The organism is Pseudomonas sp. 05N36 (genome assembly GCF_056397385.1).
In genome coordinates this window covers 1-24,876 of sequence record NZ_JBFTNH010000002.1, presented here as the reverse complement: position 1 = coordinate 24,876, position 24,876 = coordinate 1, and the positions used below count along the sequence as shown (strand labels likewise).

The following is a 24,876-nucleotide window of genomic DNA, read 5'->3' as shown; positions in this document are numbered from 1 at the left end:
ATTGTTCTCCCTAAACCTGGTGGTGATCAGAGCCTCAAAAACGTGCGATACCAAAACTGTTCGGTTGCAGCTGGCGAACCTCGGCTTCGTGGCAGATATCCAGCAGATAGCCAAGCAAGGTGCGCGTATCGCGTGGATCAATCAGCCCGTCATCCCACAGGTTGGCGCTGCCGTAGAGTGCGGTGGACTGGCTGTCGAGTTTTTGCGCGGTGACCTGTTCCAGCGTGTCGAGCATTTTCGGGTCCGGGGCCAAACCGTCCTTGGCCTGCCTGGCCTCGGTGACAATGCGCAGCACCTTGCCGGCCTGGGCGCCGCCCATCACGGCGGTGCGGCTGTTGGGCCAGGCGAAGATGAAACGCGGGTCGAGCCCGCGGCCGCACATTGCATAGTTGCCGGCACCGTAAGAGCCGCCGACCACGATGGTCAGCTTCGGCACCCGCGCATTGGCGACTGCCTGAATCATCTTCGCGCCGTGTTTGATCACCCCTTGCTGTTCCGACTCGGTGCCGACCATGAAACCGGTGGTGTTATGAAAAAACAGCAACGGTGTCTGGCTCTGGTCGCAGAGCTGGATGAACTGCGCGGCCTTGCTGGCACCTTGCGGAGTGATCGGGCCGTTGTTGCCGATAAAACCGCAGGGCCGCCCCTGGATCTTCAAATGGCCGCACACCGTTTGCTGATCGAACTCGCCCTTGAACTCGAGAAAGCGCGAGCCATCGGCGATGCGCGCAATGATCTCGCGCACGTCATAGGGCTTTTTCGGATCGTCGGGAATCAGCCCCAGCAGTTCGTCGATGGGGTAGAGCGGCTCGTCCCAGTGTTCGGTGCTGCGTGGCGCTAACTGCGCATTCCACGGCAACAGGCTGACGATTTCGCGTACCAGGCGCACACCGTCGGCATCGTTCTCGGCCAGGTACTCGGCAGTGCCGGCGATTTGCGCGTGCATCTCGGCGCCGCCGAGTGCTTCATCGGTGGCGACTTCGCCGGTAGCGGCCTTGAGCAGCGGGGGGCCGGCGAGAAACAGCTTGGCCTTGCCGCGCACCACCACCACGTAATCCGAGAGTCCTGGCTGATACGCGCCGCCAGCGGTGGCCGAACCGTGCACCACGGTAATTTGCGGCAAGCCCATGGCCGACATCCGCGCCTGATTGGCGAAACTGCGCGCGCCCTCGACGAAAATCTCCGCGGCGTAATTAAGGTTGGCGCCGCCGCTCTCGGCGAGGGTGATTACCGGCAGTTTGTTTTCCATGGCGATCTGTTGCAGCCGCAGGGACTTCTTCAGGCCGCTGGGGGAAATGGTGCCGCCCTTGATCGCGCTGTTGTTGGCGACCACCAGCACCCGCACACCGGACACGTAGCCAATCCCGGCGATCAACCCGCCACCGGCCTGGCTGCCGTCCTTGTCGTCGTGCAGTTTGTAGCCGGCCAGGCTCGCCAGCTCGAGAAACGGTGCACCGGGGTCCAGCAGCAAATTCAGCCGTTCGCGAGGCAGGAGTTGCCCACGTTTGTCGAATTTCGGTTTCGCTTCGGCAGCCTTGCTCAGCAGGTTGCGTTCCAACTGGCGGATCTGCTCGATGCTGCTCAACAGCGCTTCGCGGTTCTGGGCAAACTGCGGGCTGTGGATGTCGAGTTGCGATTCAATCTGCGGCATGGCTCAGTCCTCGCCCTTGAGTACGTCGGGTAAGCCCGCGCGGTGAAAGCCATTGAAGGATTCACTGTGCTGCGCCTTGTGCAGTGGCCAGGCGCGACCGCCGAGGCTCGCCGCACCGTCGATCCGCAGTGTGCTGCCACTGATAAAGGCCGCCGCCGGACTCAGCAGGAAAACGATCGCCGCGCTGACTTCCGATTCGCTGCCAATCCGCTTGAGCGGCACGTGTTCGCGCAGGGTCGGGATCAGCGCCTTGAATGCACCTTCGTAGGTGTCCATGCCGCTGGAGGCAATCCAGCCGGGCGCGACCGCATTGACCCGCACCCCGGCGTAACCCCATTCGACCGCAGCGGTCTTGGTGACGTTGTCCATTCCCGAACGTGCCGCGCCCGAATGGCCCATGCCGGGCATGCCGCCCCACATGTCGGCGAGCATGTTGACGATGCTGCCACCGTGCTTGCACATCGACTGATTGAACACTTCGCGGGCCATCAGGAACCCGCCCACCAGATTGGTCCGCAGCACGGTTTCGAAACCTTTCTGATTGATCGAGGCCAAGAGCGCCGGGTATTGACCGCCAGCATTGTTGACCAGGCCGTGAATCGGCCCGTGGTCCTTGATCAGTTGCCCGACCAATTGCGTAACCGCGTCCTCRTCGCGGATATCGCAGGCCTGCCAATCCGCCTTGCCACCGTCCTCGGTGATTTCTGCCGCGACCTTTTGCAGCTTCTCGGGTTTGCGCCCGACCAACAGCACATGCGCGCCGAGGGCCGCCAGTTCGTGGGCGGTACAACGGCCGATGCCACTGCCGCCGCCGGTGATAATAATCGTCTGGCCGGCAAACAGATCGGCTTTGAATATCGAATCGAAGGCCACGGCAACCGTCCTCTACTTGACTTGGTCAGCGATGCCTTGCGGCACCGGAATCTGGATTTCCAATAGCTGCTGGGCGAACGCCTTGCCTTGCGGGTCGATTCGCAAACTGGCCACGCCACCGCCACCGAGGGCGTTTTCCAGGAGAAAGTTCAGGCTGTGGGTGCCGGGCAAATACCAGCGCTCGACACGTCCGTGGATCGGGTCAAGCACGTGACTCATCCAGTCCACGATCACCTCAGGTGTCAGCGCTTCGGCGATCCACGGCAGGTATTCCGGGACGCGGGCCATGACGCCGATGTTGCTGTGATTGCCCTTGTCGCCGGAGCGCGCCACCGCAAGTTTCACCAACGCCACACTGGCGTCGGCTCGCCCATGGGGTTTGGGCGGATCAAAGGGCAGCGGCAGGTCGGCAACGTCAAGATGATCGAGGGCGGGCAGGGTGCAGGGATGGCGTTGGCCTTGCAGGTCGATTTCCAGTGCACAGGTACTTTTGTCGATCAGGAACGAGAACAGACGGATCAACGGGTATACGCTCGGCCGGCCGCCGACGATTCCGGTCAATCCCGGCGCCATACCGGTGGCGGCTTGAGCGATTTCCCGGGAAAACAGGATCAGCGCTTGTTTGTCCGGGTGCCGCACCGCCAGTTTGATCACCACTTCGCGGCTGTCCTGGCGCTGGCCATGTGGACCATAGGTCGCTTCGCTGCCGAGCAGCTCGATGTTCACTTCGCTGTAGGGCGCCCAGCCGCGTTGGCTGAACATTTCCGAGGTCTTGGCAATGATCGCCTGGCTCACCCGGCGCGCCTTGGCCACCGCGTCGATCCCGGCGATCAGGCAACTGGCGGTGCAGCGAAAACCGTCCGGCCAGGTCGCACAGACCTTGTATTGGCGGGGCGCTGGCAAGCCTTTGGCGCCGTGAACGTGTACGGCGTTGTTGCCGTGTTGCTGGAGTTTGACCAGGCTGAAATCGCAGACCACATCGGGCAGCAGATAGGCGCGAGGATTGCCGATTTCGTACAGCAGTTGCTCGCCGACGCTCAGCGGTGAGACCAAGCCGCCGGTACCTTCAGGTTTGCTGACGATGAACTGGCCGTTGGCGCTGACCTCGACGATGGGGAAACCGATGTGTTCGTAGTCGGGCACCTCTTGCCAATCGGTGAAGTTGCCGCCGGTGCACTGCGCGCCGCATTCAATGAGATGCCCGGCCAGCGCGGCCTGGGCCAGTTTGTCGTAGTCCTGCCACGACCAGCCGAACTCATGCACCAATGCCGCGCTGACCACGGCGCTGTCGACCACCCGGCCTGTGATAACGATGTCCGCACCCAGGCGTAGCGCCTCGACGATGCCGGGGGCGCCCAGGTAGGCGTTGGTCGACACGCACATCGGCGGCAGGGGTGCGCCGCTGAACATTTCCTTCACACCGCTGGTAGCCAATTGTTTGAACTGCGGTTGCAGGTCATCACCGAGCAACACAGCGATCTTCAGTGGCTCGTCGGCTTTATCGCACGCCGCTTGCAGCGCTGCTGCGCAGGCCAGTGGGTTGATCCCGCCGGCGTTGCTGATCACACGGATGTTCTGTTCGCGAAGTTGCTTGAGGAGCGGGCTGAGGACTTCGACGAAGTCGGTTGCGTAACCGGCCTGGGGATCTTTCATTCGCGCGCCGGCCAGCAGCGACATAGTGATTTCTGCCAGATAGTCGAACACCAGATAGTCCAGTTGGGCACCTTCAACCAACTGCGCAGCGGCGGTCGAGGTGTCGCCCCAGAAGGCACTGGCGCAGCCGATACGAACGGTTTTGTTCATTGCAAGCCTCCGACAGAAGTGGCTCGAGACTACCAAGCAAGCGCTTGGTTTGTAAACGCTGATTACATCTTCTTCCCAAGCGCTTGCTTGGTTGCCCCGGTCAGCTTAAATTGCCCGCGCAAACCCAGTGCATTCGTGGTGTGATCGCACAATTGATTGAGCGACTGTAGGAGAGAACGGGTGGACGAGCAAAAAGCCCTGCTGGTAATGCGCGAGTTGGTCGACAACGGGCAACTGACCGATCCCGACAGTGCTCGCGGAAAACTGCTGCAAATGGCCGCTCACCTGTTTCGCAACAAGGGCTACGAGCGCACCACGGTGCGTGACCTGGCCAGTGCGGTCGGGATTCAGTCGGGAAGCATTTTTCATCACTTCAAAAGCAAGGACGAAATCCTGCGGGCGGTGATGGAGGAAACCATTCGCTACAACACCGCCTTGATGCGCGCCTCCCTGGCGCAAGCGACCAACGTGCGCGAGCGGGTGCTGGCGCTGATCCGCTGTGAGTTGCAGTCGATCATGGGCGGCAGCGGCGAAGCGATGGCGGTGCTGGTCTACGAATGGCGTTCGCTTTCGCAAGAAGGTCAGACCCAGGTGCTGGCGCTGCGCGATATCTATGAGCAGATCTGGCTGCAAGTGCTGGGTGAAGCGAAAGACGCCGGTTTTATTCGTGGCGACGTGTTTATCACCCGACGTTTTCTAACTGGCGCGCTGTCCTGGACTACCACCTGGTTTCGGGCGGATGGCAGCATGAGCCTCGATCAATTGGCCGACGAAGCCTTGATTCTGGTGTTGGAAGAAAAGTGACCGTTTCGCAAAAACTGATTAAATAGCCATCACCAAGTTGTCGAAGCGGATAAAACCGCCTAGTTTGGTTGTGTCGATATATTTTTAGAGGTGGGCTCGTTTTGATGTCTTCGCCAGTTCGGAAGGCTTTACGGATTTCGCTGATGGCGCTGGGTGCGCTGTCCGTACTGCCGGCTTCGGCCGCGCAAGTGGTGCAGGTGGGCGCCGCGCATTTTCCTCCCTATACCGTTCGGCCGGAAAATGGCGACGATACCGGACTGCTGCCGCAGTTGGTCGAGGCGCTGAACAAGATGCAAACCGACTATGAGTTCAAACTCGTGCCGACCTCCCTGCAACGTCGATTCGGTGATTTCCAGGATGGCCGGACTGACATGGCGATCTTCGAAAACCCGGAGTGGGGTTGGAAGGATATCCCGCACAGCACCGTCGACATGGGGCTGGAAGATGCTGAAATCTTTGTCGCACAGAGCAAGCCGGAGCGTCAGCAGAGTTACTTCGCCGATTTGAAAGGCAAGCGTCTGGCGCTGTACAGCGGTTATCACTATGAATTCGCCAATTTCAATAACGACCCGCAATTTCTCAAGAATACTTACAACGCGACGCTCACGACTTCCCACGACAGCAATATTCTAATGATCCTTCGTGATCGTGCCGACATCGCACTGGTCACTCGTTCGTACCTCTACGATTACCTGCTGCGCAATGAAAAGGTCGGGCCGCAGTTGCTGGTATCCCAGCGCATCGATCAGGTTTATCACCATTACGCGCTGTTACGTCCACAAGCGCCGATCAGCGCAGAAACCTTCGGCAAGTTGCTGCAGGGGTTGCGGGACAACGGGCAGATGTTGAAAATTTTCGATCCGTACAAAATTGCCATCGTGCCGGTGCCGAAAAGCTGAAGTCAGGCCAACCCTTTGACCCGAAACTTGCGCTTGCTCGGTAAGGTTCAAGGCGGTATCTCCAGAACGGTCCAAAAAACTGAACCACAACACACAGGCTGCGATCTTTCAGCTGCGGGCGAAGGTATCGCTGCGCTTGCCCGAAACCTTGCGGCAATGCACCAGAGCATCTCTGATCATGAAATTCACCAGGGTCGGCGACACGCCGAGCTCCTTGGCGATGTCCTTTTGCGGCACGCCGTGCAGGCGATACATCTCGAAGGCGTAGCGGGTGCGACTCGGTAACTGGCCGAGGGCGTCAGCGATGTTTTCCAGGGTCGAGAAGTTGATGTGCGAGGTTTCTGGCGAGGCATTGTGAATGACCACGTTCAAGCCTTCTTCTTCGGTGCCCGAATACTTTTGTTCCAGCGCCTGTCTGCGGTAGTGGTCAATCGCCAGGTTGCGCACGATCTGAAACAGGTAGCTGAGCTGAGCCTTGAATGGGGAGCTGATTTGCGGTGCTGATTGCAGCCTGAAAAACGCATCCTGAACGACATCTTCAGCGCGGGATCGGCAGCCGGTAATGCGGGCAGCGATTTTGACCAGAATCAGTCGGTTATCAACGAACGCCTGGAATAAGGGTGAGTCGCACCTGCTTGTGGTTACTGGTTCCATCATGGAAATCACCTTGCTGCAAAAAGAAAGTAGGACGACCAAGGGGGGGGCGGAACCGTCCTACGCATCGAGTGACAAGCTAGGCTTAATGGTAATTATTGTCAATTGAGAATGAGTTGGAGTTGTCCTCCAGGCTGTTTTTTGCTGGTGGCCTCACGCACACAGGTCTGGAACGCGGTTTTGCAGCAGTCAGCGAACTAACTATTTCTCTACGTCATCTGTTCTCATGGGTGAATGGCTCCCGGAAACAGTGGCGGATTCGCCGCATCGCCAATACCTTGCGCATTGACTGAAGAAACTGACCGGCTCAGGCTGCCCGTGTTTTTTGATGGACCCATATCAGAAAGGAGGCAGTTGATGCCCTTCGCTACGATTGATGGACAAGCGCTTCACTACGTTGACCAAGGTACTGGCCCTGCGGTGCTGTTGGCCGGCAGTTATTTGTGGGACCAGGCCATGTGGGCACCGCAGATTGCAGCGTTGTCGCAACACTTTCGGGTGATTGCCCTGGACCTGTGGGGGCACGGGGAGTCCGGGCCGCTACCTGCGGGAATGACTTCGCTGGATGATCAGGCGCGGCAGGTGCTGGCGCTACTTGATCATCTGGATATTGATCGCGTCAGCCTGGTCGGTCTTTCGGTCGGCGGCATGTGGGGCGTGCGTCTGGCGCTGTCGGCCCCGCAGCGCCTCAACGGGCTGGTGCTGATGGACACCTATGTTGGTGTCGAGCCGGAACCGACTCGCCAGTACTACTTCTCGTTGTTCAAGCAAATCGAAGACAGTGGTGTGATCTCGCCGCAGTTACTGGATATCGTGGTACCGATTTTCTTCCGCCCGGGCATCGACCCTCAGTCGGCGCTCTATCAGGATTTCCGTGCCAGGCTGGCTGCGCTGCCGCCTGAGCGTTTGCGTGAAAGCATTGTGCCGATGGGCCGTATTACGTTTGGTCGTGATGATCTGTTGCCGCGTCTGGGCGAACTGAATCCTGAAACCACGTTGCTGATGTGCGGTGATCAGGACAAACCGCGGCCACCGTCGGAAACCAGGGAAATGGCCGAGTTGATCGGTTGTCCTTATCTGTTGGTGCCGGAGGCAGGGCACATTTCGAACCTGGAGAATCCTGAGTTTGTCACCGAGGCGCTGCTGAAGTTTCTGGCTGAGAGAACTTAGTCGATCATCCAGATGCCATCGCGAGCAGGCTCGCGATGGCGTCGGTGAGACCACCAACACTCTGACGGCAAAAAACTACTTCGGCCCAAGAATCTTCACCAGTTTTTCCGGTGACGGCGCGCCTTGCTGTTGTTGCAACTCACCCTTGTCGTCCATATAGAAGATGGCCGGAGTGGCGGACAACTCGAGCTCTTCCATCAACTTCATGTTGGCGTCGAGTTTGGCCTGGATCGCGGCGGGAATGCTTGTCAGCGCTTTCAGCGAGCTTTGCTTACCGGCCTTTTCGTGTTCCTCCAGGGCCTTGCCCGGGTCTTTGCTGGCCAACAGGGCAGCGGATTTGCCGGGGCTGTCTTCGCGGATGATCCCGACCATGATGTGCCGCAGCTGCACTTTGCCGGCCTTCACCCACGGCCGGGCCTGTTCCCAGAACATGTTGCAGTAAGGGCAGTTCGGGTCGCTGAACAGGTAGACGGTGCGCGGTGCATCCTTGCTGCCGTCGGCGATCCAGTTGCTGGCTTCCATCTTCGCCCAGACTTCCTTGGCCATTGGCGCATAGACCAGTTTTTGCAGCGGCTCGGCACTCAGGTCCTTGCCATCGGCGTCGTACAGGTTGCCGAGCAGCACATGCTGGCCATCGGGCGTCAGGTACAAGGCCATGCCGCGATTCTGATACTGCGCCGCATAACCACGCAGACCGTCAGGCGCATCGAAACTGCCKATGATTTTCGCGCCTTTTTCTTCGATCTTGCGGATCGCCGCAGGCAGTTCTTCGGCCTGCAGCATCGGGATTTGCAGCAGCGCTGCGCCCAGGGATAGCGTCAGCAGGTGGCGGAGGCGGGGCATGGCAGTTTCCTTGAGGGTGTGGCCTGTATGGCTGAAGTTGGGGAGTCGAAGTTTTCCAGGGCGCGGGCCAGGCTGGCTTCCGATAATTCACCCAGGTGGCTGCCGAGCATTCGGCCTTCGGCGCTATAGAACAGCGTAGTCGGTAGCGCCATGGAGCCGACGGCCTGACTCAGGCGACCGCCGCCATCGAACAGCACATTGGAAAGGCTCAGGCCCTGGGTCGCGAGGAAGGTACTGACGCTTTGCATGCTTTCGGCCTGATTGACGAACAGAAAGGTCAGGTCGGGCCGATGTTGCTGGGCGATCTCCAGCACCGGCATTTCACGCCGGCAAGGCGGGCACCAGGTGGCCCACAGGTTGATCACCAATGGACCGCCCTGATAATCGCTCAGTTGCACGGTTTCGCCGGCGGCATTGCGCAAGACGATGTCCGGCAGGCGCGTACCTTGTTCGTAAAGGCTCAGGGAGAAACTCGCCAGCAACCAGAACAACAGGCCGCTGCCGACACCAAAGCCCAACGGTTTGCGCAGCGCCGGTCGGCGCCAGCCCCGCAACAGTGTTGCCAGCAGCAGGGCAATCACCCCGGGCCAGGCGAGGAAACCGCCATCGCGCAGGTCGATGATCTGCCACGGGTCATTACGGTAGTGGGCCCAGTAGGACAGCACGAAACCCACTCTGGCCGCGAGCAAACCCAGCAGGAACAGGCTGAATAGCACCGACTCGGGGTTCTCGCCACCGCGCTTGGCCACCCGCCAGCCGACCAGGGTGGCCAGTGCCAGGGCACTGATCAGCAGCAGGTGGTTGAGCGCAATGGCAAAGGTGCCGAGGGTAAAGGTCAGCATCAACGAGCGTCCCGAGTCATGTTCCAGCGTTGGAGGAAACCGGCAGCATCGACCTCACCGGTGATGCGCTGGCTGCGGCGCTCGATGCCGTCGGTGCCGATCCACAACAGGCTTGGCGGCCCCGGCACTTTATAACGGCCGAGCAATTCACGGCTGGCGGCATTGTCGGCGGTCACGTCCAGACGCAGCAAGCGGACATCTTTCAGCGCGTCCACTACCTGGGGTTTGCCGAACACCTGTTTCTCCATGATCTTGCACGACACGCACCAGTCGGCGTAGTAGTCCAGCAGCACCCATTGGCCTTGGGCGCGAGCAGCGTCGAGTTCGCGTTGCAGCGCGACGGGATCCTTGACGGTGATGAAGGCGTCGTCGGCCGCGGTGCCGCCGACGCGGGTCGACGCCTGTGCACTGTAAACCTGCAACGGATTGAACAGGTCATCACTGCCACCCGCGGCACCGATCAACAGCAGGCTGCCCCACAACCCGGAAAGCAGCGCCATGCCACCGAACACATGGGCGGCGCGGCCGAATCCGCCGGTCTGGCGCCAGGCGCTGTAGGCGATGATCAACAACAGCGCGCCCCACAAGCCGATCCACAGTGATTCATCAAGCACCGGCCGCACCATCACCAGCGCGGTGCCGAGGAACAGGAAGCCGAAGATGCCTTTGAGCAAGTTCATCCAGGTGCCGGGTTTAGGCAGGAAGCGGTTACCGACGGTCACCAGCAACAACAGCGGCAAACCGATGCCGATGCCCATGGCGAACAGGATCAGCCCGCCGTGCAGTGCGTTGCCGCTTTGGGCGATGTACAGCAAGGCCCCGGCCAGGGGCGCGGTCATGCACGGGCCGACCAGCAAACCGGACAAGGCGCCGAGCACCCCGGCACCGATCAGGCTGCCGCCGCCTTGCTTGCGACTGGCGTTTTCCAGACGGTCACGCAGCGCGACTGGCAGTTGCAGTTCGAAGAAACCGAACATCGGTAATGACAACAACACAAACACCACGGCGAAACTGCCGAGTAACCAGACGTTCTGCAACAATGCCTGCAAGTTCGCACCGAGCAATGAGGCCAGCACGCCCAGCGCCGCGTACACCAGCGCCATGCTGACCACGTAGCTGCCGGCCAAAGCAAAACCGCGCTTCGGACTGGCGCCGCTGCCGACGATCAAACCGGCGAGAATCGGCAGCATCGGCAACGAGCAAGGCGCGAAAGCCAGCAACAGCCCCAGACCGAAGAACACCAACAAACTCCAGCCTAACGCGCGCTGTTGCAGACCGTTGGCCAAGGCTTGATCCGGTGCTTCACTTGCGCTGACCGCCGCTGCGCCGCCACCCAGATCAATCACCTGAGTTTGCGGCGGATAACACAAGCCGGCATCGGCACAGCCCTGAAACCCCACTTTGATCTGGCCACTGGCGCCGGCCGGGATTTTCAACTCCAGGCCCTGGCGATAAATCTGCTGATCACCAAAAAACTCGTCGCTGTGGGCTTCACCCACCGGCAGCGGCGGTTTATGCGCGTCGGGCAAACCGTCGAATTTCATCCGTTGCTGATACAGGTAGTAGCCGTCGGCGATTTGCCAGAAGAGCTGGGTTTCGCCTGACTCAAGGTGTTCGGAGGTAAAAACAAAGGCTTTGCCGACCGGCAGGAAATCCGGTTTGGTGTCGAACGGGTTCGACGCCGCCTGGGCCAGCCCTGCGATGAAAAGAAAAAACAGTAGGAACAGACGACGCATGGGTAAGCCTTATCGCGGTGCAAGTAGGGTGCACGATGATGGGTGGCGATTAACCGATGATTAACCGCACCCATGGGCAGTGCCCGCCTGGCAAGCAGCGGGTCCCGACGTACTCTCAGTTTCGCAATAGCCCTGGCCAGGACTCTTCATCGACTGCGCGCGGGCCGGTCTCGGCCCGGTTTTCGTGGATGTTGTATCTTATGTATTCATTATGGGTCAGGAAAATATAGTAATAACTGTCTGCAAAGGTTCGATCGTTTTGCGCGGCTGTAATAATTCGATCTTTGTAGTCTTGGAGTCCCGGCCAGCTTGTGTTCGTAATCGCCTCGTGTGTTAATTTGTTTTTACTAAAATCAAGGTTGATGAAGTGTCCGTCATTCATGAGGAACCGAAATAAAGGAAGGCGACCGTATAGCTGCCACCATGTGCCGGTGATAATGCGGTCAAAATAAGGGAGCAGTTGCCACCATCGCGAGTCTTGTACACGCCGTGTGCTATTGACACTGTCGGTGTCCTGATTGTATTCACAGACCATTGGGGTGTCGCCCTCGTAATAGAATAGCCATAAAATGTCTGCGTCAGTTTTGTCGGCTTCCGGGGTTGTTGACATGATGCCGGTGGTGTTGAATCCAAAGCGAAGGTTTTTAACATGTTTGTCGAAATCCCCCCAACGGCCGTTGACCGCTGTTGGGTATCCATTCGGAACTTTGTTGTCGCCAATGTTGAAGCGGGAGTAGGTGTTGGTATCCTTGAAGAAAAAGTAGATGAGGTCTTTTCCGGCGCGCCAATCGACGGCGACAAAGTTTTTTAGTGTTGGCACTTTCAGTATCCTTTAACTGTAGGGTGTTTGTTTTGATGTTTCTGTTTTAAGACTACCGTCAGATCTGGATACCGTGTTTTGTTTTTTATATGGATTTATTTCGATGTTGGAAGAGGAGTTTAGTTGTGCTGTTGAATTGATGTTTAGTTGTCGGGTGGGCCTGGCGTTGATGGCATGCACTCGACCTTCAATGCAGGGAAGGCGGGGCTGGGAATTCGTGCTTCTCTCCCGCCGCGGTCCCGGACATAATCGCGACTTAATGTCGGCTTGTTTGAATCGTGCTTTTTATGGAGTTCAGCATGCACGTACTGGTTTGCGAAGACGATGAGCTGATCGCCAGCGGCATCGTTGCCGGCCTCACGGCCCAGGGCCTGACGGTGGAGCATGTCGCCACGGCCTCGGCCGCCCGGGCGATGCTCAAAGTTGCCGAGTTCGACGTGATGGTGCTCGACCTGGGCCTGCCGGACGAAGACGGTCTGAAGCTGCTGCAGCAGTTGCGTCATCACGGCCTGGAGATTCCGGTGCTGATTCTGACCGCACGCGATTCGGTGACCGACCGCGTCGATGGCCTGCAAGCGGGCGCCGATGACTATCTGCTCAAGCCCTTTGACCTGCGTGAATTGGCTGCGCGTCTGCACACCTTGTTGCGACGGGTGGCGGGGCGCAGCGTCAATCTGATCGAGCATGGCGCCCTGACTTACGACCCGAGCAGCCGCGAAACGCTGCTTGCCGGTCAACCGGTAGACCTGTCGCGCCGCGAGCAATCGTTGTTGCAAGCCTTGCTGCACAACCGTGGCCGGGTGCTGTCGACCGAGCAACTCAAGGACAGCGTTTACGGATTCAACGATGAACTGGAAAGTAACGCCCTCAACGTTCATATCCATCACCTGCGACGTAAACTCGGCAACGGCATCGTTGAAACCGTGCGCGGGCTGGGTTATCGCCTCGGGCCGGCGGATGGCGGAGAGCAATCGAAGTGATGAGTTTGCGTTTGCGCCTGAGTCTGACCCTCGGCGCGGCCTTCGCGCTGATCTGGGCCCTGGCCGCGGCCTGGATGCTCAGCGACCTGCGCAATCAGATGATGTTTTCCCTCGACCAACGGCTGGTGGCATCCGCGCGCATGGTCGCCGGGTTGCTCGAGCAATTACCGGCACTGCCGAGCAAGGGTGATGGCACGCATTTCAGTGCCGAGCAATTGAATATTCCGGGGGGCATGGCCTGTCAGGTCAGCTCCTTGCGGGGCGAGATTCTTGCCCGCAGTCACAGCACTCCCGAGCAAACCCTGGAAGCGGAAAAGATGGGCTTCCATGACCAGATGATCGACGGTGCGCGCTGGCGCAGTTTCACCCTGGCTCGCGGTGATGTACGCATCACCACGGCCGACCGGCAAGTCGAGCGCGAAGCACTGAACATGTCGGTGCTGCTGGCCGCGTCGGTGCCGGTGGGCGTTGCGTTGCTCGGTTGCCTGTGGCTGCTCTGGCTGGGGATCGGCCAAGGCCTGGCACCGCTGAATCGCATGCGCGATGCCTTGATGCGCCGCAGCGCCGACTCCCTTGAGCCGTTGCAAATCCATCCGCTGCCGAGCGAACTGCAACCGTTGCTGGAAACCCAGAATCAGCTGTTCCAACGAATCGGCAAGGCCATCGAGCGTGAGCGACGGCTGACGGGCGATGCCGCTCATGAGCTGCGTAGCCCGTTGACGGCGATCAAGACACACCTGCAAGTGGCGCGCATGACCGAAGGCACCGCCCGCGATCAGTCCCTGGCCCGCGCCGAGGAAGGCGCCGATCGCTTGCACCGCACGCTTGAGCAATTGCTGTTGCTGGCGCGGGTTGAAGGCAGTCTGTCGTTCGACGACGGCGTGCAGTGCAGCGCCGAAGAGGTGGCTCGTTTGGCGATTCAGGACGCGGCCAGCGGTGATCGTCAGCGAATCAAACTGCACTTGCCGGCGAATTACTCACAGGCACCGGTGCAGATGCCCGCCGTGCTGTCGATTGCCGCCTTGCGCAACCTGTTGGACAACGCCTTGCGTCACACCCCGGCGGAGGCGACGGTGGAACTGAGCCTTGAAACCACGGGTAATCGCGTGCGTTTTCAAGTGCGCGACCATGGCCCTGGCATTGCCGCCGATGACCTGCAACACCTGACCCAGCGATTCTGGCGCAACGGCTCAAGCACCGGTTGCGGACTTGGGCTGGCGATTGTCCAGGCGATCGTCCAGCGCTGCGGCTGCGTGTTGCATTTCGACAGTCGTGCCGACGGCTTGCGGGTTGAACTGACAATGCCGTTGCAGTCAGCCTGACAAACACCACAGACCCCCTTGTGGGAGCGAGCCTGCTCGCGATGGCGGCGGCACATCCAGCATCAATGTGACTGACAGACCGCTATCGCGAGCAGGCTCGCTCCCACATGAGTTCGATGTCGCACATCAAATGTAACTTCTCTCCATTAGCCACCCGGCCCTTGCGGCGCTATCGTCCCTCGCAGCTTTGACTCAATGGATTGAGGTGATAGCGCTATGGATGCTTCCGTACATATTTGCAAGGCCGGGCCCGCGGATGCGGGGATTATCAGCCGGATCGTCGAGCGCTCGATCAAGGTCGGGTGCGCTGCAGATCACCGCAATGACCCGAAAGTCGTTGCGGCCTGGACCCACAACAAAACCGTTGAGCATGTACAGCCCTGGCTGGCAGATCCACGCCTGTACCTGAACCTCGCGCTGCTGGACGACAAACCGATTGGCGTGGCCATGGCCGCTGTCAGCGGTAAAGTTGCCTTTTGTTATGTTCTGCCCGAATGGTTTCGCCGGGGTGCCGGGCAGGCGTTGATCCAGGGCCTGGAAGGCTGGCTGCTCGACCAGGGCTTCACTCAGGCACGACTGAACAGCACCCGTACCGGCGAGGACTTTTTCCAGCACCTTGGGTTCCGGCAATGTGCACAAACCTTCAGCATCGCCGGGCTTACGGCGATCCCTATGGAGAAATCGCTGGCACCACCCTCATGAACATCCACCCAACGGTGTAACTCCTTGGAGCGCTGATGCGTTTCCAGAGCAGGTAAACCAGTACGTACGCGCCCTGGCCGGAATGCGCACCTGCCACCGTGCTCAGCCCCGGCGTTTCACCGCCTGCAAGGTGTAACTCAGCGGCAGGCGCCACGGGGCTTCTTTCAAACGGTATTCGCCGTGGTCATCGCAGACCATCTGACCGGGCAAGGCGTTCCAGGGAATACTTTGATGCTCCACCAGCCCGGTGATGTCCAGCCCGTGGGTCAGCAGCGCGGTGATGATTTCTCCCAGACCGTGGTTCCATGCATGCGTGACGGAGGCCTTGAGCCGTACATCGGTCTCGACATAGGTGCCTTCGTCATCCCAGACCAAAGGCTCTTCGCGCTCGAAATACGGGAACTCCACGGACAAGGCGTCTTCGCGGCCTTCGTTGATCGACCACAACATCGGGTGGCCCTCGCGGATGAACAAACGTCCACCCGGCTTGAGCAGGTCGCTGACCGTGCGCGCCCACGTGTCGATACTCGGCAGCCAGCACAAGGCGCCGATGCCGGTGTACACCAGATCGAACGAGGCGGGTGGCAATACTGAAGCCGCGTGGTAAACCTCGGATTCGACATACTCGATTAGCGCGCCGCTGCGCTCGGCCAACGCGCGTGCCTGGACGATGGCGGCCGGTGAGAAGTCGAGCCCGCTCATTTGCGCACCGAGGCGGGCCAGCGAGAGCGTGTCGGTGCCGATGTGGCATTGCAGATGCACGCCGCGAAAGCCCGAGATATCCCCCAACAACGGTACGTCGAAGCGCACGACGTCGGAGAGGTGATAGGCGTCGTCGATGAAAGTCTGAGTCCCATATTCGGTTGAGGCGGCATGCAACGGGGCGCGTTCGTCCCAGTTGGCTTTGTTCAGTTTGATGTAGTCACTCATGCTGAAGACCTGTTCCTTGTCTATCCCTAGGGTGCGTTGGGCAGACTAGCACTCGGGTCTTCAGGTTTTCTTGAGGGTTTTTGTAAGCGCGGACGGCATCGCCCGTGGCTTCACAGAGGAAGCTTTTGGGCGGGCGACGCCGCGTCCTGCGGGGGGAGGGGGTTACTGCTGTTTGAACATCTCCTTCGCCCGCGCTTCAATCTGCGCCTGAGTCAGGTTTTCCTTGCGCGACGACAGGAACCACACATGGCCGAAGGGGTCCTTCAAGGTGCCAGAGCGGTCGCCGTAGAACTGATCTTTCACTTCCGAAACCACCGTGCCACCTGCCTTGATTGCCTGGGCGTAGCTTTTGTCCACGTCCTCGACATACAGATGCAAGCCCACGGACGGTGATTTGTCGGGGTTGCTCAGCGGGCCTTGATCGCACGGTGTACCGAGCATGATGGCGCAGTCGCCAATGCGCAGTTCGGCATGGCCGATGCTGCCGTCGGGCATCGCCAGACGCATGACTTCCGTAGCGCCAAAGGCTTTCTTGTAAAAGTCGATTGCTTCGGCTGACTTCTGGATTCCCAAGTAGGGCGTGACGCTGTGATAACCCTCGGGAATGGGTTTAACGCTCATGACCGTTCTCCATATTCTTGTGGGTAGATGTTGCAAATCCTTCGCCGATTTCCGGTCGGTTCACTATAGGTCAGCCCCATCAAGGCAACCGAGTGGCCGACGGGTTGCAGCATCGCCACCGTTGCGCCATCAACGATGGACCGGCGGTTTGTTTCGATGACCCGTTCAAAAGGGCGGCAGGTCATGCATCGATCAATAGCGACTATCGAGAGCGATGATTTTTGTCGTTCAGGGGGCGGGAGTAGCCTGTGTCCATTGCCCAAGACCAGCTCGCAGGAAGCCTCCCCATGAACCATTTGCTTGCTACCTCATTGTTATTGGTTGCCTCGGTGCTCGCCGGTTGTGCCAGTCATCCTGCCCCCGAATTGCGCCCGTACACCGCCGAAGAAACCCAGGAACTGGCGATGGAAGCCCTGAATCGTCGCGGTTTGTCGTTTGATGAATACCAGGCCAAAAAAGCCGAATTGCTTGGCCAGTCGAAGAAAACTTTTGGTTTTGACCAGGATGGCGAGATGAACGCCGAGCGCGCTGTGGCTGTTCACGGCCACGCCAGCTAAGCGACTGTACTGCTCGAAGTTTCACGTAACTGTCCGTGGGTTTCACACGGGGGCTGCGATAGGGTCAACACCTGACTGACCCTGACGGACTCGCCCCATGACACTCTCGCTGGATTTACTGCTGGGTTTTGCCTTGTTCGCCCTGGTGACCTCGATCACCCCCGGCCCCAACAACACGATGTTGCTGGCCTCGGGCGTCAATTTCGGCTTCAACCGCTCCATCCCTCATATGCTCGGCATCAGCTGCGGCTTCTTCGTCCTTGTGCTCGCCGTCGGTTTTGGCCTGGGCGCGGTGTTTCAAACCTATCCTGTGCTGTACAGCGTGCTGCGCTATGTCGGAGCGGCCTATCTGCTGTACCTGGCGTGGAAAATCGCTCATTCGGGCCCTGTCCCCGAAGCCGAACAAGGTCACGCCATGCCCATCAGCTACTGGGGCGCGGCGGCGTTTCAGTGGGTCAACCCCAAGGCCTGGATCATGGCAATTGGTGCAATCAGCACCTACACACCGCTGCAGGGCTATTTCACCAATGTGATCGTCATCGCGGCGGTATTCGCCATCATCAACCTGCCGAGCGTCAGTGTCTGGGCGGCTTGCGGCAGCCTGTTGCGCAATGTCCTGCGTGATCGGCGCTGGTTGCGGGTGTTCAACTGGGGCATGGCCCTGCTGCTGGTCGCTTCGCTGTATCCGATGCTGCACGAAAGCTTTAGCTGACTTGCGCTTCAACCCGGTGTCCGATGCCTGTTAAGCTCGACTTCAGGAGCGTTCCTACGCACTTTGAAATGAAGTCGTACTTCTTTAACGGCATCCGATCAGGTATTGCTGATTTCCCGCAGTTTTTACACCACCTCCAGTGCGGCGCTTTCAGCGAATACACCTGATCCCGGAACAAGCTCTGCGAGTCTTTTTTATGAATAAACGTCCTTTGTATTTTGATTACGCCGCCACCACTCCGGTGGATGAGCGGGTCATTCAGGTGATGGTCGACTGTCTGGGGTTCAGCGGTAACTTCGGCAATCCGGCCTCCAGCTCCCACGCTTATGGCCAGCAGGCCAGGCGTTCGGTCGAGCAGGCGCGCCAGCAAGTCGCTGATCTGGTGGGCGCGCAAGCGCAGCAGATCGTCTGGACTTCCGGCGCCACCGAATCCAACAACCTCGCCCTCAAAGGCGTGGCCCAGGCCCGCGGCCAGTCCGGCGGGCACATCATCACCAGCCAGATCGAGCACAAGGCGATCCTCGATACCGCCAGGCAATTGCAGGATGCCGGGGTCGCCGTGACTTATCTGCTGCCGGATGCCGAAGGTCTGATCACTGCCCAAGCGGTCAGCGAGGCGTTGCGCGAAGACACCTTTCTGGTGTCGCTGATGCTGGTCAACAACGAACTCGGTACCGTCAACGACATCCCGGCCATCGGTCAGCGGGTGCGTGAGCACGGTGCGTTGTTTCATGTTGACGCGGCACAGGGCGCGGGCAAGGTAGCGATTGATCTGGCCCAATGGCCGGTGGACCTGATGTCGTTTTCCGCACACAAGATCTACGGTCCCAAGGGGATCGGTGCGCTCTACGTCGGCCCGCGTGCCCAGCAGCGCTTGCAGGCGCAGATCCATGGCGGCGGGCACGAAGGCGGTTTACGCTCCGGGACCCTGGCCACGCATCAGATCGCAGCCATGGGTGCAGCCTTTGCGCTGGCCGCAGAACACTTTGCCGAAGAGGCGGCGACTATTGCCCGCTTGCGCGAGCGCTTGCTTGGGCAACTCAGCGGTATTACCGGTCTACGCTTGAACGGCAGTCCGACCCAACGCATTCCCCATACCCTGAGCCTGACCTTCAATGAGGGTGAGTTCAATTCCCAGGCCTTGAGTGCTTCGATCGCCTTTTCGGCGACGTCGGCCTGCAACTCCGCGAGCAATGCGCCTTCCCATGTACTGCTGGCCCTGGGGCATGACGCGCGGGCAGCGGGGCGGACCATTCGCTTGAGTCTCGGGCGTTTCACCACCGAGCAGGACGTCGATCAGGCCGCACAGTTGATTAAAGCAGCAACCGCCAGTGCACCGGCGTTCTGGGCTACCGCCCAATCCTGATGCGCAGACCAAAAGTCAGCGCCCTATAACAAAATTAAAGTGGTTAGCAGGAGACATGATGAGTACGCAGCCTTTGACCCATGGAACGGTTCCTCAGCGCCTGGCGCATACCCGCGAGCTGATGAGCCGGGAGGGCATCCACGCCCTGCTGGTGCCGTCGGCCGATCCGCATTTGTCGGAGTACCTGCCGGGTTACTGGCAGGGGCGGCAATGGCTGTCGGGCTTTCATGGCTCGGTCGGCACGTTGATCGTCACCCAGGACTTCGCGGGCGTTTGGGCCGACAGTCGCTACTGGGAACAGGCGACCAAGGAACTCAAGGGCAGCGGCATCGAGTTGGTAAAACTGCAGCCTGGTCAACCCGGCCCGCTGGACTGGCTGGCCGAGCAAACTCCGGAAGGGGCTGTGGTTGCGGTCGACGGCGCAGTGATGGCCGTAGCGTCGGCACGCTCACTGAGCAGCAAGCTTGAGGAGCGGGGCGCACGGCTGCGCACCGATATCGATCTGTTGAACGAAGTCTGGAGCGATCGCCCAAGCCTGCCGAACCAACCGATCTATCAGCACTTGCCGCCGCAGGCCACCGTCAGCCGTGGCGAGAAACTCGCCAAATTGCGTGAAAGCCTGAAAGCGCGCGGTGCCGATTGGCACTTCATCGCCACCCTCGACGACATCGCCTGGCTGTTCAACCTGCGCGGCGGCGACGTGTCGTTCAACCCGGTATTCGTGTCCTTCGCCCTGATCAGCCAGCAGCAGGCAACCTTGTTTGTCGCGCTGAGCAAGGTCGATGCGCCATTGCGCGCGATCCTCGAGCAGGACGGCGTTACCCTGCGCGACTACAGCGAAGTGGCCCCGGCGCTGGCTGCCGTGCCAAATGGTGCCAGCCTGCAAGTCGACCCAGCGCGGGTGACTAGCGGTTTGCTGAATAACCTCGGCAGTGGCGTGAAGCTGATTGAAGGGCTGAACCCGACGACCCTCGCCAAGTCGCAGAAAAGTCTCGCCGATGCCGAACACATCCGTCAGGCCATGGAACAGGACGGCGCGGCGCTCTGCGAGTTCTTTACCTGGCTCGACAGCGCCCTCGGTCGTGAACGCATCACCGAGCTGACCATCGACGAACACCTGACCGCTGCCCGTACCCGTCGCCCGGGTTATGTGTCGCTGAGTTTCAACACCATTGCCGCCTTCAACGCCAACGGTGCGATGCCGCACTACCACGCGACCGAAGAAGAACACGCGGTGATCGAGGGTGATGGCTTGTTGCTGATCGACTCCGGCGGCCAGTACCTGGGCGGCACCACCGACATTACGCGGATGGTGCCGGTGGGTACGCCGACCGCCGAGCAGAAACGCGACTGTACGCGCGTCCTCAAGGGCGTGATTGCCTTGTCCCGTGCGCAGTTCCCGCGCGGCATTCTTTCGCCGTTGCTCGACGCTATCGCGCGTGCGCCGATCTGGGCAGAGAGCGTGGATTATGGTCACGGCACAGGGCATGGCGTCGGCTACTTCCTGAACGTTCACGAAGGCCCGCAAGTGATTGCCTACCAAGCCGCACCGGCGCCGCAAACCGCGATGCAGCCGGGGATGATCACCTCGATCGAGCCGGGCACTTATCGTCCAGGTCGCTGGGGCGTGCGGATCGAGAACCTGGTGTTGAACCGCGAGGCCGGCAGCAGCGAGTTTGGCGAGTTTCTCAAGTTCGAAACCCTGACCTTGTGCCCGATCGACACCCGTTGTCTGGAGCCTTCGTTGCTGACTCAGGACGAGCGCGAGTGGCTTAACGCTTACCACGCACAAGTTCGTGAACGTTTGAGTCCGTTGCTCGATGGTGCTGCACTGGCGTGGTTGAACACCCGAACCGCGGCGATCTGAGTCGCTGGTGCGCCGTCAGTCTTCGGACGGCGGCGCAAGCTCGGGTGCGTGGGCGAGTGCTTCGCTCATATAGTCGACGAACGCCTTGACCCTGGCCGACTGGCGACGATTGGCCGGGGACACTGCATGGATCGGCAACGGTTGTGCGCGATAGTCCTGCAAGATCGCGGTCACCCGACCGCCCCTCAAATCTTCGCTGAACAACCACACCGGCGACAGCGCAATGCCTAGCCCGCCCAATACCATCTCGCGTATGGCCTCCGAACTGTTGCTCTGGGCGTTGCCTTTGATCCGCACGTTGTAGCGCTGAGCGTTTTTTTCGTAGATCCACTGATTCTGGCTGCTCAGCAGGTTGAACAGCAGGCAGTTATGCTGGCTCAGTTCTTCCGGTGTGTGTGGTCGGCCACGGCGAGCCAGATAGTCGGGGYTGGCAACGGTGACTCGATGGGTGGTGCCGATCTGCCGGGCAATCAAACCACTATCGCTCAACTCGCCAATGCGTAACGTGACGTCCAGGCCTTCGCTCACCAGATCCTGATTCTGATCGCTGAGCTGTAAATCTATTTCTACGTGTGGATAGCGCTCGAGAAAATCCGGCAGTCGCGCAGCAATCTGCAATCGCCCGAAACTGACGGAGGAGCCCACTCGCAAAGGCCCGGCGACCGCTTCCCGTCCGGACTGAAAGCTGTGTTCGGCTGCGTCGACCGCCGCAAGAATCTGTCGGCATTCGTTGTAGTAACGCTGGCCTTCGTCGGTCAGCGACAGCTGGCGAGTACTGCGGGCAATCAGCTTGCCTCCAAGGTCTGTTTCCAGCGCCCGGAGGATTTTACTGATGGTCGGTTGGCTGGTCTGCAGTTCCCGAGCGACAGCAGAGAAACTGCCGCGCTCGACTACTCTTACGAAAACCGCCATTGCATTGAGTTTGTCCAAGGGTTTTCTCATTGATGCCAAATAGGCATGGTCACTATAGCTATATAGCGTCTTATCGGCATGAATTGGCGGGCGGATGATCAACGCAACTCTCCACTGACATGAGATTGCGAAATGACTGACTCACTTGAAATGCTCGCCCTGATCGTCGACTCGGCCAATGCACCGCTTCGTTTGGCCTCTATCCCTAAGCCCGTGCCTGAAGCGGGGCAGGTGTTGGTCAGAATCTTCGCCAGTGGGGTGAATCCATTGGATGGGAAAATCCGCGCCGGGGAGGCCGCTCACGCCCGTCAGCCATTACCGGCGGTGTTGGGGATGGATCTGGCGGGAATTGTCGAAGCGCTCGGTGACGGGGTCAGCGATTGGCAGGTCGGCGATCAGGTGTATGGCATGGCGACCGGGATTGGCGGTCAGCAAGGCTCACTGGCGCAATTCGCAGCTGTTGATGCGCGGTTGCTGGCGCGCAAACCGATCAATCTGAGCATGACCGAGGCGGCAGCGCTGCCGCTGGTATTGATCACCGCGTGGGAAGGCTTGCTGGATCGCGCCCGGGTTCAGACTGACCACAAGGTATTGATCCAGGGTGGTGCTGGTGGCGTCGGGCATGTGGCGGTTCAGTTGGCTCGGGCATTCGGTGCGGAGGTATTTGCCACGGGGGCGGCGAGGCATCAGGCGATTATCGAAAGTCTCGGCGCGACCTTTATCGACTACCGCCAACAATCGGTTGAACAGTACGTACAGCAACATACGGCGGGGGAGGGTTTCGATATCGTTTATGACACTGTCGGAGGCGAGACGCTGGATGCGTCGTTCAAGGCTGTGCGCACTTATCAGGGGCACGTGTTGAGCTGTCTCGGCTGGGGGCAACACAGTCTGGCGCCATTGTCGTTTCGGGCGGCGAGTTATTCGGGTGTCTTCACGTTGCTGCCTTTGCTGACCGGCAACGGTCGCGAGCGGCACGGGCAGATTCTTGGCGAGGCCGCGAAGTTGATTGAAGCAGGGTTGTTGAAGCCTTTGCTCGATCCCCGGCGGTTCACGCTGCAAACCGCCGAGGCCGCCTATGACCTGCAAGCTGCGGGTGAAGCGCAGGGCCGACTGGTTATCGAGCTCATCGGCGGTCAAGGCGCTGAATAAGGGCGCGCCTGGTTACTTGCAGATGACGATCATGCTACGGCTGGTATAGCCGGCAGGGTTGAGACCAAACGGATAGTCACCCGGGTCTTCCACGGCGTCTCCGGATTTGGCGAGCACCTTGTAGCCATTGGCCCCGCATGAGTTGGCCGCGCTGTCGTAGCATTTGTCCCAGGAAGAAGAGAGGCCTGAGCAGTTAATGTGCAGGCCTTTTTTTCCGCGCTTGACCTCAGTCCTGGAGGTCGCAGCGCAACCCGTAATGGCCAGTACAACAAGCAATACCAAAAATCGTTTCATTCCAATCCCTATTACGGTCTCGGGTCTGGCGCCCGAGTCTGGCAGCATGTGCTTTCGTTTTTATCGTTAGTGATATCCCTATCCGAAAAAGTCCATGTCTGACATTGAGTTGTGGCTAAACATGGCTCAATTGAGCGGTAAATACCAGACCTTCGTAAAAGCGCGTATCAATCTACCGCTACCAAAGGCTTGGACTCACTGCGCATGGTCATGGTCGCGCCCACGGACGCCAGAATGATGCAAGTGATTGCCATCCACTGTGCCAGGGACAAGTATTCGTGCAGAAACAGCAGCCCGGACAATGCGCCGAAAGCTGGCTCGATGCTCATCAGTGTGCCGAAGGTTCGCGCCGGCATTCGGGTGAGGGCGATCATCTCCAGGGTGTACGGAAGGGCAGTGGACAGAATGGCTACGCCAATAGCGATGGGGATCAGTGATGGTGTGAGCAAGGCGGATCCGGCATGGACGATGCCAATAGGCGCAACGAAGAGTGCTGCAATCATGACACCCAGCGCGGCGGTCTGGACGCCATTATCAGCCCCGGCTTTCTGACCGAACAGGATGTACAGCGCCCAGCACACCCCGGCGCCCAGTGCATAACCGGCGCCTATGAAGTCAATGCTCGTGTTTGCCGCGTCTGTAGGTATTAGCAGCAACAAACCGACGATAGCCAGACCGATCCACAGAAAGTCGATCGCCTTGCGTGAGGCATAAATGGCCACTGCCAGCGGGCCCGTGAACTCCAGAGCAACGGCAATTCCGAGTGGGACGGTCCTGAGCGACATATAGAAGAGGAAGTTCATGCCACCCAGCGCCATGCCGTAGACGATGACGGTGCGCAGCGACTTGGCAGTCAGCCTGGCCTTCCAGGGGCGCAGTAGCAGCAACATGATCACGCTGGCGAAAACCAGTCGCAGGGTGGTCGTCCCTTGCGCCCCGACTATCGGGAACATGCTTTTTGCCAGGGAGGCTCCAGACTGGATCGACGCCATGGCTACTAATAGCAGGCCAACCGGGAACAGAGTCGATGCAAGGCTGCGGGGCTGGTCATTCATTGCGTGGCGTCGTCCGAAGTGAGAGGCGAGAGAGTGTACGGCTGGCATATCATGCTTAGCTACTAGGTGTTGAGCAATATACTGCGCACTCTTTGTTGGCGCTTCTATATATAGCCCGTAACGAGTGCCGTTTTTCGATTTCTGATAGAAATACCAAATTAAGTGTTGACGGCAGATTCTGGAAGTCTATAATTCGCCCCACTTCCGGCGCAGTCGAAACGGAAAACTCCTTGATAAACAAAGAGTTACGCAGTTTTCGACAGCGGTTACGCTTCAGTTCATCGAAGCCTGAAGGAGTTGAAAGTTGAAAG

General features: G+C 59.5%; 24 protein-coding genes. 11 read left to right on the top strand and 13 right to left on the bottom strand.

The window, feature by feature from the left end; genetic code table 11:
- Positions 1–34: 34 nt before the first annotated feature.
- From atuC to AC1DIH_RS03100, 3 genes are read right to left on the bottom strand one after another with little or no spacing between them, the layout of a single operon-like run.
- Positions 35–1,651, bottom strand: coding sequence for a geranyl-CoA carboxylase subunit beta (gene atuC / locus AC1DIH_RS03110; RefSeq protein WP_477770551.1), 1,617 nt, complete (start codon positions 1,649–1,651; stop codon positions 35–37).
- A gap of 3 nt (positions 1,652–1,654) precedes the next feature.
- Entirely contained in the window at positions 1,655–2,524 is an 870-nt protein-coding gene (locus AC1DIH_RS03105; protein ID WP_477770550.1) for an SDR family oxidoreductase, read from the bottom strand.
- 12 nt (positions 2,525–2,536) lie between these two features.
- Positions 2,537–4,327: an acyclic terpene utilization AtuA family protein gene (locus AC1DIH_RS03100; RefSeq protein ID WP_477770549.1), complete on the bottom strand. Its 1,791-nt coding sequence runs from the start codon at positions 4,325–4,327 to the stop codon at positions 2,537–2,539.
- A 180-nt stretch (positions 4,328–4,507) separates the two neighbouring features.
- Between AC1DIH_RS03100 and AC1DIH_RS03095 the strand changes: the two genes are divergently transcribed.
- The gene (locus AC1DIH_RS03095) at positions 4,508–5,131 is read left to right on the top strand and encodes a TetR/AcrR family transcriptional regulator (protein WP_477770548.1); all 624 of its coding nucleotides are present in this window, start codon (positions 4,508–4,510) and stop codon (positions 5,129–5,131) included.
- Positions 5,132–5,235: 104 nt separating this feature from the next.
- Positions 5,236–6,030: a substrate-binding periplasmic protein gene (locus AC1DIH_RS03090; RefSeq protein ID WP_477770547.1), complete on the top strand. Its 795-nt coding sequence runs from the start codon at positions 5,236–5,238 to the stop codon at positions 6,028–6,030.
- Between the two features lie 108 nt (positions 6,031–6,138).
- Here the strand turns inward: AC1DIH_RS03090 and AC1DIH_RS03085 are convergent, their stop codons facing one another.
- Entirely contained in the window at positions 6,139–6,687 is a 549-nt protein-coding gene (locus tag AC1DIH_RS03085) for an RNA polymerase factor sigma-70 (protein ID WP_477770546.1), read from the bottom strand.
- Positions 6,688–7,041: 354 nt separating this feature from the next.
- Here AC1DIH_RS03085 and AC1DIH_RS03080 point away from each other — a divergent pair, with 354 nt between their 5' ends.
- Positions 7,042–7,854 carry an alpha/beta fold hydrolase gene (locus AC1DIH_RS03080; RefSeq protein ID WP_477770545.1) on the top strand — a complete coding sequence of 271 codons (813 nt, stop codon included), beginning with the start codon at positions 7,042–7,044 and terminating at the stop codon, positions 7,852–7,854.
- Positions 7,855–7,929: 75 nt separating this feature from the next.
- On the opposite strand, the gene dsbG is transcribed toward AC1DIH_RS03080, so the two are convergent.
- The 4 genes from dsbG to AC1DIH_RS03060 all read right to left on the bottom strand — a co-directional run bounded on the left by dsbG (position 7,930) and on the right by AC1DIH_RS03060 (position 12,095).
- Complete coding sequence (gene dsbG / locus AC1DIH_RS03075; RefSeq protein WP_477770544.1) at positions 7,930–8,697, bottom strand: thiol:disulfide interchange protein DsbG; 768 nt, start codon at positions 8,695–8,697, stop codon at positions 7,930–7,932.
- A complete protein-coding gene (locus tag AC1DIH_RS03070; protein WP_477770543.1) occupies positions 8,673–9,539 on the bottom strand; it encodes a TlpA family protein disulfide reductase in 867 nt (288 codons plus the stop codon). The genes dsbG and AC1DIH_RS03070 overlap by 25 nt, the downstream gene beginning before the upstream one ends.
- Complete coding sequence (gene dsbD, locus AC1DIH_RS03065; protein WP_477770542.1) at positions 9,539–11,275, bottom strand: protein-disulfide reductase DsbD; 1,737 nt, start codon at positions 11,273–11,275, stop codon at positions 9,539–9,541. Before dsbD ends, AC1DIH_RS03070 begins: the two co-directional genes overlap by 1 nt.
- A 115-nt stretch (positions 11,276–11,390) precedes the next feature.
- The gene (locus AC1DIH_RS03060; protein WP_477770541.1) at positions 11,391–12,095 is read right to left on the bottom strand and encodes a hypothetical protein; all 705 of its coding nucleotides are present in this window, start codon (positions 12,093–12,095) and stop codon (positions 11,391–11,393) included.
- A gap of 299 nt (positions 12,096–12,394) precedes the next feature.
- On the opposite strand from AC1DIH_RS03060, the gene AC1DIH_RS03055 reads away from it, so the two are divergent.
- From AC1DIH_RS03055 to AC1DIH_RS03045, 3 genes are all read left to right on the top strand, one after another.
- The gene (locus AC1DIH_RS03055; RefSeq protein ID WP_123428850.1) at positions 12,395–13,075 is read left to right on the top strand and encodes a response regulator; all 681 of its coding nucleotides are present in this window, start codon (positions 12,395–12,397) and stop codon (positions 13,073–13,075) included.
- Complete coding sequence (locus tag AC1DIH_RS03050; RefSeq protein ID WP_477770540.1) at positions 13,072–14,397, top strand: ATP-binding protein; 1,326 nt, start codon at positions 13,072–13,074, stop codon at positions 14,395–14,397. Before AC1DIH_RS03055 ends, AC1DIH_RS03050 begins: the two co-directional genes overlap by 4 nt.
- 216 nt (positions 14,398–14,613) lie before the next feature.
- Positions 14,614–15,099, top strand: coding sequence for a GNAT family N-acetyltransferase (locus AC1DIH_RS03045; RefSeq protein ID WP_477770539.1), 486 nt, complete (start codon positions 14,614–14,616; stop codon positions 15,097–15,099).
- 102 nt (positions 15,100–15,201) lie between these two features.
- Here AC1DIH_RS03045 and AC1DIH_RS03040 read toward each other — a convergent pair whose 3' ends face one another.
- Both AC1DIH_RS03040 and AC1DIH_RS03035 read right to left on the bottom strand, forming a co-directional pair.
- Positions 15,202–16,029: a class I SAM-dependent methyltransferase gene (locus AC1DIH_RS03040; protein WP_477770538.1), complete on the bottom strand. Its 828-nt coding sequence runs from the start codon at positions 16,027–16,029 to the stop codon at positions 15,202–15,204.
- 162 nt (positions 16,030–16,191) lie between these two features.
- Positions 16,192–16,650: a VOC family protein gene (locus AC1DIH_RS03035; protein WP_477770537.1), complete on the bottom strand. Its 459-nt coding sequence runs from the start codon at positions 16,648–16,650 to the stop codon at positions 16,192–16,194.
- Positions 16,651–16,937: 287 nt separating this feature from the next.
- Between AC1DIH_RS03035 and AC1DIH_RS03030 the strand changes: the two genes are divergently transcribed.
- From AC1DIH_RS03030 to AC1DIH_RS03015, 4 genes are all read left to right on the top strand, one after another.
- A complete protein-coding gene (locus AC1DIH_RS03030) occupies positions 16,938–17,207 on the top strand; it encodes a hypothetical protein (RefSeq protein WP_427532746.1) in 270 nt (89 codons plus the stop codon).
- A gap of 97 nt (positions 17,208–17,304) precedes the next feature.
- On the top strand, positions 17,305–17,919 hold the full coding sequence (locus tag AC1DIH_RS03025) for a LysE family translocator (protein ID WP_477770536.1): 615 nt from the start codon (positions 17,305–17,307) through the stop codon (positions 17,917–17,919).
- 196 nt (positions 17,920–18,115) lie between these two features.
- Positions 18,116–19,285: an aminotransferase class V-fold PLP-dependent enzyme gene (locus AC1DIH_RS03020; RefSeq protein WP_477770535.1), complete on the top strand. Its 1,170-nt coding sequence runs from the start codon at positions 18,116–18,118 to the stop codon at positions 19,283–19,285.
- 58 nt (positions 19,286–19,343) lie between these two features.
- Positions 19,344–21,152, top strand: a complete 1,809-nt coding sequence (locus tag AC1DIH_RS03015; RefSeq protein ID WP_477770534.1) for an aminopeptidase P family protein — start codon at positions 19,344–19,346, stop codon at positions 21,150–21,152.
- 15 nt (positions 21,153–21,167) lie between these two features.
- On the opposite strand, the gene AC1DIH_RS03010 is transcribed toward AC1DIH_RS03015, so the two are convergent.
- Positions 21,168–22,094 carry a LysR family transcriptional regulator gene (locus AC1DIH_RS03010; RefSeq protein WP_477770533.1) on the bottom strand — a complete coding sequence of 309 codons (927 nt, stop codon included), beginning with the start codon at positions 22,092–22,094 and terminating at the stop codon, positions 21,168–21,170.
- Between the two features lie 102 nt (positions 22,095–22,196).
- Between AC1DIH_RS03010 and AC1DIH_RS03005 the strand changes: the two genes are divergently transcribed.
- On the top strand, positions 22,197–23,216 hold the full coding sequence (locus tag AC1DIH_RS03005; protein ID WP_477770532.1) for a zinc-dependent alcohol dehydrogenase family protein: 1,020 nt from the start codon (positions 22,197–22,199) through the stop codon (positions 23,214–23,216).
- A gap of 12 nt (positions 23,217–23,228) precedes the next feature.
- Here the strand turns inward: AC1DIH_RS03005 and AC1DIH_RS03000 are convergent, their stop codons facing one another.
- Both AC1DIH_RS03000 and rhtA read right to left on the bottom strand, forming a co-directional pair.
- The gene (locus AC1DIH_RS03000) at positions 23,229–23,510 is read right to left on the bottom strand and encodes a hypothetical protein (protein WP_477770531.1); all 282 of its coding nucleotides are present in this window, start codon (positions 23,508–23,510) and stop codon (positions 23,229–23,231) included.
- Positions 23,511–23,677: 167 nt separating this feature from the next.
- The gene (rhtA, locus tag AC1DIH_RS02995) at positions 23,678–24,565 is read right to left on the bottom strand and encodes a threonine/homoserine exporter RhtA (RefSeq protein ID WP_477770530.1); all 888 of its coding nucleotides are present in this window, start codon (positions 24,563–24,565) and stop codon (positions 23,678–23,680) included.
- Between the last annotated feature and the right edge of the window lie 311 nt (positions 24,566–24,876).

Excerpts from the sequence above, each read along its gene's own strand:
- AC1DIH_RS03045 (WP_477770539.1), top strand. The coding sequence starts at position 14,614 with ATGGATGCTTCCGTACATATTTGCAAGGCCGGGCCCGCGGATGCGGGG.
- AC1DIH_RS03070 (WP_477770543.1), bottom strand. The coding sequence starts at position 9,539 with ATGCTGACCTTTACCCTCGGCACCTTTGCCATTGCGCTCAACCACCTG.
- atuC (WP_477770551.1), bottom strand. The coding sequence starts at position 1,651 with ATGCCGCAGATTGAATCGCAACTCGACATCCACAGCCCGCAGTTTGCC.
- AC1DIH_RS03005 (WP_477770532.1), top strand. The coding sequence starts at position 22,197 with ATGACTGACTCACTTGAAATGCTCGCCCTGATCGTCGACTCGGCCAAT.
- AC1DIH_RS03100 (WP_477770549.1), bottom strand. The coding sequence starts at position 4,327 with ATGAACAAAACCGTTCGTATCGGCTGCGCCAGTGCCTTCTGGGGCGAC.
- AC1DIH_RS03020 (WP_477770535.1), top strand. The coding sequence starts at position 18,116 with ATGAATAAACGTCCTTTGTATTTTGATTACGCCGCCACCACTCCGGTG.
- AC1DIH_RS03085 (WP_477770546.1), bottom strand. The coding sequence starts at position 6,687 with ATGATGGAACCAGTAACCACAAGCAGGTGCGACTCACCCTTATTCCAG.
- AC1DIH_RS03080 (WP_477770545.1), top strand. The coding sequence starts at position 7,042 with ATGCCCTTCGCTACGATTGATGGACAAGCGCTTCACTACGTTGACCAA.
- AC1DIH_RS03035 (WP_477770537.1), bottom strand. The coding sequence starts at position 16,650 with ATGAGCGTTAAACCCATTCCCGAGGGTTATCACAGCGTCACGCCCTAC.
- AC1DIH_RS03040 (WP_477770538.1), bottom strand. The coding sequence starts at position 16,029 with ATGAGTGACTACATCAAACTGAACAAAGCCAACTGGGACGAACGCGCC.
- rhtA (WP_477770530.1), bottom strand. The coding sequence starts at position 24,565 with ATGAATGACCAGCCCCGCAGCCTTGCATCGACTCTGTTCCCGGTTGGC.
- AC1DIH_RS03025 (WP_477770536.1), top strand. The coding sequence starts at position 17,305 with ATGACACTCTCGCTGGATTTACTGCTGGGTTTTGCCTTGTTCGCCCTG.
- dsbD (WP_477770542.1), bottom strand. The coding sequence starts at position 11,275 with ATGCGTCGTCTGTTCCTACTGTTTTTTCTTTTCATCGCAGGGCTGGCC.
- AC1DIH_RS03055 (WP_123428850.1), top strand. The coding sequence starts at position 12,395 with ATGCACGTACTGGTTTGCGAAGACGATGAGCTGATCGCCAGCGGCATC.
- AC1DIH_RS03000 (WP_477770531.1), bottom strand. The coding sequence starts at position 23,510 with ATGAAACGATTTTTGGTATTGCTTGTTGTACTGGCCATTACGGGTTGC.
- AC1DIH_RS03015 (WP_477770534.1), top strand. The coding sequence starts at position 19,344 with ATGAGTACGCAGCCTTTGACCCATGGAACGGTTCCTCAGCGCCTGGCG.
- AC1DIH_RS03090 (WP_477770547.1), top strand. The coding sequence starts at position 5,236 with ATGTCTTCGCCAGTTCGGAAGGCTTTACGGATTTCGCTGATGGCGCTG.
- AC1DIH_RS03030 (WP_427532746.1), top strand. The coding sequence starts at position 16,938 with ATGAACCATTTGCTTGCTACCTCATTGTTATTGGTTGCCTCGGTGCTC.